This is a genomic window from Burkholderia sp. Ac-20384 (assembly GCF_017104605.1).
GTDB lineage: Bacteria > Pseudomonadota > Gammaproteobacteria > Burkholderiales > Burkholderiaceae > Burkholderia > Burkholderia lata.
Map to the genome: position 1 here is coordinate 1 of NZ_JAAGPE010000289.1, position 11,321 is coordinate 11,321.

Here is an 11,321-nt window from a genome sequence, read left to right on the forward strand (position 1 = left end):
TGCACCCGCCGGCTCGGCGGCCAGTTCCGCGACGATCAGCCGCGCGCGCGGCAGGCTCGGCCACCACGCAATCCGTTCGACCGGCATCAACGGCAGTGCATGCGCGGCCGCGAGCGCCGGCAGGCACGCGGCCAGCTCATCGCAGCACACCCGCTCGATCGCGCCGACGAACGCGAGCGTCACATGCAGTTGCGCGGGCAGCGGACGCCGCGCACCGCGGGTCACCGGCAACGCGTGCAGCGCGTCGCGCGATGCCGCATCGGGCATCAGCGCAACGAACACGCGCAGCCGGTCGCCGTTCATGACTCGCTCGCCACCGCGCGCGGCACCCGCGCCGGATCAGTCGCGGCCGGACGTTGCGGCAGCGGGCCATGCTCGCCCCACACGTCGGTCGGCAGCACGTTCGCGAGCTCCGGAATCGTGTTGCGCGTGAACACCGGATCGGCCACGCCTTCCGCGCGCTGGCGGCGATAGTCGTGCCAGGCCGCGTGCGCATACTTGCCGAGCGCGAGGATCGCGATCAGGTTGATGATCGCCATCAGCCCCATGCTCGTATCGGCCATCGCCCACACGAGCGGCAGTTGCCCGACGCTGCCGAACATCACCATCGCGAGCACCGCGACCCGGAACAGCGGCAGCATGCCGCGCCGCTTCGTGATGAATTCGACGTTGCCTTCCGCATACGCGTAGTTGCCGATCACCGACGAGTACGCGAAGAAGAAGATTGCGAACGCCATGTAGATGCCGCCCCACTCGCCGACGTGGCTCGCGATCGAGCGCTGCGTGAGCGCCGCGCCTTCCATGCCGGTGCCCAGCTCGTACTGGCCCGACAGCAGGATCACGAAGGCGGTCGCGCTGCAGATCACGACCGTGTCGACGAACACGCCGAGCATCTGGATCAGCCCCTGCACGACCGGATGCCGCGTGCTGGCGGTCGCCGCCGCGTTCGGCGCGCTGCCCATGCCGGCCTCGTTCGAGAACAGCCCGCGCTTCACGCCCATCGCGACTGCCTGGCTGACCGCATAGCCCGTCAGGCCACCCGCCGCCTGTTCGAGACCGAACGCGCTCTTCACGATCAGCGCGATCACGCCCGGCACCAGCGCGATATGCGTCGCGACCGCATAGACGGCGAGCGCGAGGTAACCGATTGCCATCAGCGGCACGATCACCTGCGCTACCGCCGCGATCCGGCGAATCCCGCCGAAGATGATCGGCGCGGTCAGCAGCACGAGCCCGAGACCGACCGTCGCGCGGCTCCAGCCGAACGACGTGTCGAACGCATCGGCGATCGCATTGGCCTGCACCGCATTGAACACGAAGCCGAACGCGAGGATCAGCGACAGCGAGAACAGCACGCCGAAGCCGCGCGAGCGCAGGCCCGTCTGGATGTAGTACGCCGGGCCGCCGCGATAGCTGCCGTCCGGGTGCGACACCTTGAAGATCTGCGCGAGCGTCGCCTCGACGAACGCGGACGACATCCCGACGAGCGCCGTCATCCACATCCAGAAGATCGCACCCGGCCCGCCGACCGTCAGCGCGACCGCGACGCCGGCGATGTTGCCGGTACCGACGCGGCTCGCGAGCCCGGTCGCGAACGCCTGGAACGACGAGATGCTGCCCGGCTCGCCCTTGCTGCCGACCAGCTTCACGCTGAGGAACAGCGCCTTCAACTGGATCATCCGGAACCGCAGCGTGAACCACGCGCCCACGCCGAGCAGCAGCGCGATCAGCACGTAATTCCACAACACGCCGTTGACGGCGTCGATCAGCCCTTGCACGAGTGCTTCCATCCAGAATCCTTGTAAATAGGGTCAGTCACATGTGATGGCCGCTCGTTTCACGGCCGGAGGGGCGACATGATATGACAATTTGCAAGGATCATTACAAAACGAAAGATTTGAGATGGCGGGAAATTACGGCCGGATGTGATCAGATTAGGCGGCGCTTCGCGAAAATGCGGGAGCGTCAGGATCGTGACGCCGCGGCACCGGACCGTGTCGTGGTGCGTTCGGCACGGCAGCCGGCGCACCGAAACGCCGGCCGGACGCCCGATACGGAACGCGCGCGCATCACCGAATCGCGCGCGCAAAAAAAAACCGGGCGCCCTTTCGGACGCCCGGTTTCGACGACGGTTACCGACCCGCGCTTATCGCGGCAGGTTCGAATGCCCCATCAGGTACGCATCGACCGAGCGCGCGCACTGGCGGCCTTCGCGGATCGCCCACACCACGAGCGACTGGCCGCGGCGCATGTCGCCCGCCGCGAACACCTTGTCGACCGACGTGTAGTACGAACGATCGCCTTCGGTCGCCGCACGCGCATTGCCGCGCGCATCCTTCGCGACGCCGAATGCCTCGAGCACGGGTGCCGCCGGCTGCGTGAAGCCCATCGCGAGCAGCACGAGGTCGGCCTTCATTTCGAACTCGGAGCCCGGCACTTCCTGCATCTTGCCGTCCTTCCACTCGACGCGCACCGCGATCAGCTTCTCGACCTTGCCGTTCTTGCCTTCGAGACGCTTCGTCGCGACTGCCCAGTCGCGCTCGCAACCTTCGTCATGCGACGACGACGTGCGCAGCTTGATCGGCCAGTACGGCCACACGAGCGGCTTGTTTTCCTCTTCCGGCGGCTGCGGCAGCAACTCAAACTGCGTGACCTGCTTCGCACCGTGACGGTTCGACGTGCCGACGCAGTCCGAACCGGTGTCGCCACCGCCGATCACGATCACGTGCTTGCCCTTCGCGAGCAGCTGGTCGACGAGCTTGTCGCCCGCGTTCACGCGGTTCTGCTGCGGCAGGAAGTCCATCGCATAGTGAACGCCCGCGAGTTCGCGGCCCGGCACCGGCAGGTCGCGCGGCGTTTCCGAACCGCCCGCGATCACGACCGCGTCGAATTCTTCCTTCAGCGTCTCCGGCGAGATGGTCTCCTTCGCGAGGCTGCCGATCGACTCGGGCAGCGGATCCTTGCCGATGAACACGCTGGTGCGGAACGTCACGCCTTCCGCTTCCATCTGGCGCATGCGGCGGTCGATCAGCCACTTCTCGAGCTTGAAGTCGGGAATCCCGTAACGCAGCAGGCCGCCGACACGGTCGTTCTTCTCGAACACCGTCACGTCGTGGCCCGCGCGCGCGAGCTGCTGCGCGGCGGCGAGGCCCGCGGGGCCCGAGCCGACGACCGCGACCTTCTTGCCCGTCTTGTGCTCGGCCGGCAGCGGCTTCACCCAGCCTTCCGCCCAGGCCTTGTCGATGATCGCGTGCTCGATCGACTTGATGCCGACCGGGTCGTTGTTGATCCCGAGCGTACAGGCTGCTTCGCACGGCGCCGGGCAGATGCGGCCCGTGAATTCCGGGAAGTTGTTGGTCGAATGCAGGACTTCGATCGCCTGCTGCCAGTCCTGGCGGTAAACGAGATCGTTGAAGTCCGGAATGATGTTGTTGACCGGGCAGCCGTTGTTGCAGAACGGGATGCCGCAATCCATGCAGCGCGCGCCCTGGACCTTCGCGTCCGCGTCGGTCAGTGCCGCGACGAATTCCTTGTAGTGCTTCACGCGCGTGAGCGGTGCTTCGTACGCCTCGTGGCGGCGTTCGAACTCCAGAAAACCGGTTGCCTTGCCCATAAGGTGCTCTTCTGTTCGGTGTATCGGGTGGGGGAGCCGCGCGCGGCAGTCATGCGCGCGCGGCATTCGCTATGTCGTTCGTCGCTCAGGCGGCCAGTTCTTCCTTCGCCGCCTTCTTCGCACCGATCTCGCCCAGCGCGCGCTTGTATTCGTGCGGGAACACCTTCACGAACTGGCGGCGCGCCGCGTCCCAGTTTTCCAGCAGCGACTTCGCGCGCGGCGAACCCGTGAACTGGAAATGACGCTCGACGAGCCCCTTGAGCAGCGCTTCGTCCGTCGTGCCCGCATGCCAGAGCGCGCGGTCGACCGTGCGCTCCTGCTCGGCCTGCTGCAGCACCGGCTCGAGCGCGACCATCGACTTGTTGCACTTCGCCGCGAACGTGCCTTCCGGATCGTAGATGTACGCGAGACCGCCCGACATGCCGGCCGCGAAGTTGCGCCCGGTTTCGCCGAGCACGACGACCGTACCGCCCGTCATGTATTCGCAACCATGGTCGCCCGTGCCTTCGACGACCGCCGTCGCACCCGAGTTGCGCACGCAGAAGCGCTCGCCCGCGACGCCGCGGAAGAACGATTCGCCTTCGATCGCGCCGTACATCACCGTGTTGCCGCAGATGATGTTTTCCTCGGACTTGCCGCGGAAGTCGTTGGTCGGACGGATGATGATCCGGCCGCCCGACAGGCCCTTGCCGACGTAGTCGTTGCCGTCGCCGACGAGGTCGAGCGTCACGCCCTTCGCGAGGAACGCGCCGAAGCTCTGGCCGGCCGTGCCCTTCAGCTGGATGTGCACCGCGTCGTCGGCCAGGCCGTCGTGGCCGTGCTTCTTCGCGATCACGCCCGACAGCATCGCGCCGACCGTCCGGTTCACGTTGCGCACCGGCTGGATGAACGACACATGCTCGCCGTTCTCGATCGCGGCCTTCGCCTTCTCGATCAGCACGTGGTCGAGCGCGCGCTCGAGGCCGTGATCCTGCACGTCGACGTGACGCGGCGCGACGTCCTCGCATTCTTCCGGCTGGTAGAACACGCGCGAGAAGTCGAGGCCCTTCGCCTTCCAGTGCTCGATGCCCTTGCGGGTGTCGAGCAGGTCGGCACGGCCGATCAGGTCGTCGAACTTCGCGACGCCGAGCTGCGCCATGATCTCGCGCACTTCCTCGGCGACGAAGAAGAAGTAGTTCACGACGTGCTCGGGCTGGCCCTTGAACTTCGCACGCAGCACCGGATCCTGCGTCGCGACGCCGACCGGGCACGTGTTCAGGTGGCACTTGCGCATCATGATGCAGCCTTCGACGACGAGCGGTGCCGTCGCGAAGCCGAATTCGTCCGCGCCGAGCAGCGCACCGATCACGACGTCGCGGCCCGTCTTCATCTGGCCGTCGGCCTGCACGCGGATGCGGCCGCGCAGGCGGTTCAGCACCAGCGTCTGCTGCGTTTCGGCCAGGCCGAGTTCCCACGGCGTGCCCGCATGCTTGACCGACGACAGCGGCGATGCACCCGTGCCGCCGTCATGGCCGGCGATCACGACGTGATCGGCCTTCGCCTTCGCGACGCCGGCCGCGACCGTGCCGACGCCCACTTCCGACACGAGCTTCACGGAGATGCTCGAGCTCGGGTTCACGTTCTTCAGGTCGTGGATCAGCTGCGCCAGATCCTCGATCGAGTAGATGTCGTGGTGCGGCGGCGGCGAGATCAGGCCGACACCCGGCACCGAGTAACGCAGCTTGCCGATGTATTCGGACACCTTGTGGCCCGGCAGCTGGCCGCCTTCACCCGGCTTCGCACCCTGCGCCATCTTGATCTGGATCTGGTCGGCCGACGCGAGGTACTCGGCGGTGACGCCGAAGCGGCCCGACGCGACCTGCTTGATCTTCGAGCGCAGCGAATCGCCGTCCTGCAGCGGAATGTCGCTGACGATCTCGTCGCCGATCACCGACTTCAGCGTCTCGCCGGCCTTGATCGGAATGCCGCGCAGTTCGTTGCGGTAGCGCTTCTGGTCCTCGCCGCCTTCGCCGGTGTTCGACTTGCCGCCGATCCGGTTCATCGCGACCGCGAGGGTTGCGTGCGCTTCCGTGCTGATCGAACCGAGCGACATCGCGCCCGTCGCGAAGCGCTTGACGATGTCCTTCGCCGATTCGACGTCGTCGATCGGGATCGCCTTGGTCGGCTCGACCTTGAACTCGAACAGGCCGCGGAACGTCATGTGACGCTTGGTCTGATCGTTGATCAGGTGCGCGTATTCCTTGTACGTCTGGTACGAGTTGCTGCGCGTCGCGTGCTGCAGCTTCGCGATCGAATCCGGCGTCCACATGTGGTCTTCGCCGCGCACGCGGTACGCGTACTCGCCGCCCGCGTCGAGCATGTCGCGCAGGACCGGGTTGTCGCCGAACGCATCGCGGTGCAGGCGGATCGCCTCTTCCGCGACTTCGAACAGGCCGATACCGCCGACCTTCGACGCGGTGCCCTTGAAGTACTTCTCGACCAGGTCGCTCGACAGGCCGAGCGCTTCGAAGATCTGCGCACCCGTGTACGACATGTACGTCGAGATGCCCATCTTCGACATCACCTTCTGCAGGCCCTTGCCGACCGCCTTCGTGAAGTTGTAGACGGCCTTCTCCGGCGACAGGTCGCCCGGCAGCCCTTCGGCCATCTTCGCGAGCGTTTCCATCGCGAGGTACGGGTGCACGGCTTCCGCGCCGTAGCCCGCGAGCAGCGCGAAGTGATGCGTTTCACGCGCGGAGCCCGTCTCGACGACGAGGCCCGTGCTCGTGCGCAGCCCTTGCTGGACGAGGTGCGAGTGGATCGCCGACGTGGCGAGCAGCGCCGGAATCGCGACATGCTCGGCGTCCGTCTTGCGGTCCGACACGATCAGCATGTTGTAGCCCGACTTCACCGCGTCGACGGCTTCCGCGCACAGCGACGCGAGGCGCGCCTCGATGCCTTCCTTGCCCCAGGCGACCGGGTAGCAGATGTTCAGCTCGTAGGCGCTGAACTTGCCGCCCGTGTACTGGTCGATCGCGCGGATCTTCGCGATGTCCTTGAAGTCGAGCACCGGCTGCGACACTTCGAGACGCATCGGCGGGTTGATGTTGTTCGTGTCGAGCAGGTTCGGCTTCGGGCCGATGAACGACACGAGCGACATGACCATGTTCTCGCGGATCGGGTCGATCGGCGGGTTCGTGACCTGAGCGAACAGCTGCTTGAAGTAGTGATAGAGCGTCTTGTTCTTGTTCGACATCACCGCGAGCGGCGAGTCGTTGCCCATCGAACCGACGGCTTCTTCACCCTGCTGCGCCATCGGCGCCATCAGGAACTTCAGGTCTTCCTGCGTGTAGCCGAACGCCTGCTGGCGGTCGAGCAGCGCGGCGCCCTGCGTGCGGCCGGCCGCGACTTCCTCGGCCTTCGGCTCGATCTCGTCGAGCTTGATGCGCACAGCGTCGATCCAGCTCTTGTACGGCTTCGCGTTCGCGAGGTTGTCCTTCAGTTCCTTGTCGTCGATGATGCGGCCGTGTTCCATGTCGATCAGGAACATCTTGCCCGGCTGCAGGCGCCACTTCTTGACGATCTTCGATTCGGGGATCGGCAGCGTGCCGGCTTCCGACGCCATGATGACGAGGTCGTCGTCGGTGACGATGTAGCGCGCCGGGCGCAGGCCGTTACGGTCGAGCGTCGCGCCGATCTGGCGGCCGTCGGTGAACGCGATCGCGGCCGGGCCGTCCCACGGCTCCATCATCGCGGCGTGGTATTCGTAGAACGCGCGGCGGTTCTCGTCCATCAGCGTGTGCTGTTCCCACGCTTCCGGGATCATCATCATCACCGCATGCACGAGCGGATAGCCGGCCATCACCAGCAGTTCGAGACAGTTGTCGAACGACGCCGTATCCGACTGGCCCGGGTAGATCAGCGGCCACAGCTTCGGCAGATCGTCGGCGAGCACGTGCGACGCGATCGCGCCGGTACGCGCGTTCAGCCAGTTCACGTTGCCCTTCACGGTGTTGATCTCGCCGTTGTGCGCGATCATCCGGTACGGGTGAGCCAGTTCCCACGCCGGGAACGTGTTGGTCGAGAAGCGCTGGTGCACGAGCGCGAGCGCCGACACGACACGCGTGTCCTGCAGGTCGCGGTAATACACGCCGACCTGGCCCGCGAGCAGCAGCCCCTTGTAGACGATCGTGCGCGCCGACATCGACGGCACGAAGTATTCCTTGCCGTGCTTGAGCTTCAGCGCCTGGATGCGGTGGCTCGCCGTCTTGCGGATCACGTACAGCTTCCGCTCGAGCGCGTCCGTCACCATGATGTCCTTGCCGCGGCCGATGAAGATCTGGCGGATCAGCGGCTCGCTCGCCTTCACGGTCGGCGAAATCGGCATCGCATGGTCGACCGGCACGTCGCGCCAGCCGAGCACGACCTGGCCTTCGGCCTTCACCGTCCGCTCGAGCTCCTGCTCGCACGCGAGACGCGATGCGTTTTCCTTCGGCAGGAAGATCATGCCGACCCCATATTCACCCGCCGGCGGCAGATTCACGCCCTGCTTCGCCATTTCCTCGCGATAGAACGCGTCCGGGATCTGGATCAGGATGCCAGCGCCGTCGCCCATCAGCGGATCGGCGCCGACCGCGCCACGGTGATCGAGGTTCTCGAGGATCTTCAGACCCTGCTGAATGATCTCGTGGCTCTTCTTGCCCTTGATGTGAGCGACGAAGCCGACGCCACAGGCGTCGTGTTCGTTTTGCGGGTCATACAGACCTTGTGCGGCGGGCACCGCGGCGAGCGGCTGCTGGTGGTCGTTCATGGGGACACCGTCGTAAAGGGGGCCTGGAGGCCGTTGAACCATTTTCTTGTTGCCGTCGATCCCGCTCCCGACGGGAGACGGCACGGCCGACAGTGGGTGGGCATGCTTCGCCCGGGCCACCGGAATTCGGAATATACGCGACGAATCAAAGGAATAGCAACAAAAACCGCTTGATAGAACCCCAATTAAATGGATGCCTCGATCTGGTGCTGTTTTATTGGGGCCGTATCGCTTTGGTGCAAAAAGAAGCGGCGCCCGCAGCGCCGCCTCCTGAACCGCCGTTCCTGCGTTACTGCTGGATCGGCGGCGTGTTTTCACGCACCTTTCTGGGGCGTCCGCGCGGCAGCGGCGATACGCGCCGGTTCGCGGTACGCGCCGCCCACTCGCGATAATTCTCGCCGCCGAGCACCCAGCCCTTCAACGTCGCCTGCTGCAGCTGGTCGGCCTGCCGCTCGTCGAGCGGCTGCTCGCACAGCTCCTTGTACGCGCGCTGGCGGTCGAACGGCGTGTTGCCGAGCGCCCAGTAGAGCGGATGGTCGGTGATCAGGCTGTCGACGGTGAGCCCGACGTGGTGCCGGTAGCTCGACCAGCGATAGGCTTCGGGCGTCGCGACGAGCTGCGCGCGCACCGGGCTCATCTCGACCACGCGGCTCGCGAGCAGGAAATAGCGCTCGCCTTCGATCACGGTCGCGCGATAGCGGCCTTCCCACAGGGTGCCGCGCCGCGAATAGCGCCGGTTGAAATGCGCGACGTAGCGGCGACCGACCGCCTGCATCGCTTTCGGCAGGCTCGCTTCGTCGCTCGGCGTCACGAGCAGTTGCACCTGGCGCGGCAGCAGCACGTAGGCATGCACCGACAGGTGATGATCGCGTGCGGCGGCCTTCAGGCAATCGATGAAGAGTTCGTAGTCCTGGTCGTCGACGAACGCGGGTTGCTGATCCAGGCCGCGCAGTATCACGTGCTGCGGCTGGTCGGGAACGTAGAGTCGTGCTAACCGTGCCATGCTGAATGTCCGTTTGAACGCGTTAGGAAATACCCGGGGGTCCGAAAGTGCGCACCTGCGTAGAATGCCTGTCCCCGCTAGGCGCGAAAGCGTACGGTCGTACGAATCCTAGGGAGAAAACTCTAACTTACGAGCTTGTTTGGTTTTAAACGCAGTCGTCATAATGAGCACGCCTTTGATCGGAGGAGACACAATGAAACGAAAACTGGCCATTACGGGGGCCGCAGCGCTCGCATTCGCTTTCGCGGGCGGTACGGCACATGCACAATCCGCAGGTGATTTCTACGTCAGCACCGGCTGGCTGCACCTTGCGCCGCAGGACAGCAGCGACCCGCTGTTCCTCTACGGCGTCGGCGGCACGCCCATCAACCAATCGGTGCCCAACACCGGCGCCGGCATCAGCGACGCCGACACGCTTGCGCTGGCGACCGGTTACTTCGTGACCGACCACATCGCCACGGAGTTCATCGCCGGCATTCCGCCGAAGTTCGACATCACCGGCAAGGGCCAGTTCTCGAATTTTGGTACGCTTGGCCGCGCGTACCAGTGGAGCCCCGCGCTCCTCCTCAAGTACTACTTCAACGACGCCAACGCGAAGTTCCGTCCGTATGTCGGCGTCGGCGCGACGTATATCTGGTTCACCGGCGCGAAGATCACGAACAGCGCGTTCGAGAACGGCGTGCTCGGCGGCCCGACCAGCGCGCAGACCAGCAACCAGTGGGCGCCCGTGTTCAACGCCGGCTTCACGTACAACTTCACGAAGCACTGGTTCGCCGGCTTCTCGATGTCGTACATCCCGGTCAGCGTGACCGCGACCTTCACGACGGCCCGCCGCACGCCGGTCGGTACGCTGACGGAAACGTCGAAGGCTCACATCTCGCTGAACCCGATCGTGACGTACCTGAACGTCGGCTACCGCTTCTAAGCGTAGTCGAATATTTGGGGAATGGTTAATCCTGCTGCAATTTGTAGCGGATTTTTCCTGACGTAACGTCTCCACGATGCGAAACGCCCCGGCGGGAATCCCGTCGGGGCGTCGTTTTTTCGCGTCAGTTACGTTCCCGACACGGGTTTCGGCGGCCGTCGGTGCGGCCGTCAGGGGATGGCGATATCGTCCAGCGCAGCCGGGCCGATCAGGTCGATCCGGTCCGTGCAGACCGCATCGACACCCCAGCGCGCGAGTTCGCGTGCCCGTTCGAGGTCGTTTACCGTGTAAACCAGGATGCGCAGCCCGGCCGTCTTGATCGCGCGCACGAGCGGTTCGTCGAGCTGTTTGTGGTCTGCATGCAACGAAACGCAGCCGAGCGCGCCGACGACTTGCGCATGCCAGTCGTCCGGCACGGCCTCGTAGAGCATCCCGCGCGGCAGCGCCGGCATCGTCGCGCGCGCCTGTTGCAGTGCATCGAACGAGAACGACGACAGGAGCGGCGGAACCGCGGCATCACGCCAGTACGCGGCCGCGTCGGCCGCCACGCGCTGCCCCGTCTCGCGCTCGCGCCCCGGGCACGGCTTGATCTCGACATTCGCGGCCAGCCCGTGGGCGATGCAGCGCGCCGCCGCGGCCTCGAGCGTCGGCATCCGCTCGCCCGCGAAGCGCGCATCGCGCCACGCGCCCGCATCGAGTGCGGCCAGCGCGTCGTAACGCATGCCCGCCGCCACGCCGTGACCGTTCGACGTGCGGTCGACCGTGTCGTCGTGCAGCAGGAACGTCACGTCGTCGGCCGACAGCTTTGCATCGAACTCGACCATCCGGTGGCCACGGCGCGCGCCCTCGTCGAGCGCGGCGAGCGTGTTCTCCGGCGCGAGCGTGCCGCCGCCGCGATGGGCGACGACGCGCGGATAGGGCCAGTCGGTACGGGTTGTCATCGTCGGTGTCTCGGCAGGTGCAGCAGGTTCAGCCGGCACGCTTGCCGGTC

At 65.8% G+C, this 11,321-nt stretch carries 7 protein-coding genes; 1 reads left to right on the top strand and 6 read right to left on the bottom strand.

Features of this window, described 5'->3' with window-relative positions:
* From G3O00_RS34135 to G3O00_RS34155, 5 genes are all read right to left on the bottom strand, one after another.
* Nucleotides 1–303, bottom strand: a 303-nt coding sequence (locus tag G3O00_RS34135; protein WP_277399350.1) for a 2'-5' RNA ligase family protein, incomplete at its 3' end; no start/stop codon positions are given.
* A complete protein-coding gene (locus G3O00_RS34140; protein ID WP_206145625.1) occupies nucleotides 300–1,790 on the bottom strand; it encodes an alanine/glycine:cation symporter family protein in 1,491 nt (496 codons plus the stop codon). The genes G3O00_RS34140 and G3O00_RS34135, both read right to left, overlap by 4 nt.
* Nucleotides 1,791–2,146: 356 nt before the next feature.
* The gene (locus G3O00_RS34145; RefSeq protein WP_011350704.1) at nucleotides 2,147–3,613 is read right to left on the bottom strand and encodes a glutamate synthase subunit beta; all 1,467 of its coding nucleotides are present in this window, start codon (nucleotides 3,611–3,613) and stop codon (nucleotides 2,147–2,149) included.
* Nucleotides 3,614–3,698: 85 nt separating this feature from the next.
* Complete coding sequence (locus G3O00_RS34150; protein ID WP_011350703.1) at nucleotides 3,699–8,402, bottom strand: glutamate synthase-related protein; 4,704 nt, start codon at nucleotides 8,400–8,402, stop codon at nucleotides 3,699–3,701.
* Between the two features lie 289 nt (nucleotides 8,403–8,691).
* Complete coding sequence (locus G3O00_RS34155) at nucleotides 8,692–9,405, bottom strand: transposase (RefSeq protein WP_006477151.1); 714 nt, start codon at nucleotides 9,403–9,405, stop codon at nucleotides 8,692–8,694.
* 193 nt (nucleotides 9,406–9,598) lie between these two features.
* On the opposite strand from G3O00_RS34155, the gene G3O00_RS34160 reads away from it, so the two are divergent.
* Nucleotides 9,599–10,330, top strand: a complete 732-nt coding sequence (locus tag G3O00_RS34160) for an OmpW family outer membrane protein (protein WP_011350702.1) — start codon at nucleotides 9,599–9,601, stop codon at nucleotides 10,328–10,330.
* Between the two features lie 170 nt (nucleotides 10,331–10,500).
* Here G3O00_RS34160 and ugpQ read toward each other — a convergent pair whose 3' ends face one another.
* The gene (gene ugpQ, locus G3O00_RS34165; protein ID WP_206145626.1) at nucleotides 10,501–11,271 is read right to left on the bottom strand and encodes a glycerophosphodiester phosphodiesterase; all 771 of its coding nucleotides are present in this window, start codon (nucleotides 11,269–11,271) and stop codon (nucleotides 10,501–10,503) included.
* Nucleotides 11,272–11,321: the final 50 nt, after the last annotated feature.

What these genes read in the sequence shown, in the direction of transcription:
- G3O00_RS34140 (WP_206145625.1), bottom strand. Translation starts at nt 1,790, where the DNA reads ATGGAAGCACTCGTGCAAGGGCTGATCGACGCCGTCAACGGCGTGTTG.
- G3O00_RS34145 (WP_011350704.1), bottom strand. Translation starts at nt 3,613, where the DNA reads ATGGGCAAGGCAACCGGTTTTCTGGAGTTCGAACGCCGCCACGAGGCG.
- G3O00_RS34150 (WP_011350703.1), bottom strand. Translation starts at nt 8,402, where the DNA reads ATGAACGACCACCAGCAGCCGCTCGCCGCGGTGCCCGCCGCACAAGGT.
- G3O00_RS34155 (WP_006477151.1), bottom strand. Translation starts at nt 9,405, where the DNA reads ATGGCACGGTTAGCACGACTCTACGTTCCCGACCAGCCGCAGCACGTG.
- G3O00_RS34160 (WP_011350702.1), top strand. Translation starts at nt 9,599, where the DNA reads ATGAAACGAAAACTGGCCATTACGGGGGCCGCAGCGCTCGCATTCGCT.
- ugpQ (WP_206145626.1), bottom strand. Translation starts at nt 11,271, where the DNA reads ATGACAACCCGTACCGACTGGCCCTATCCGCGCGTCGTCGCCCATCGC.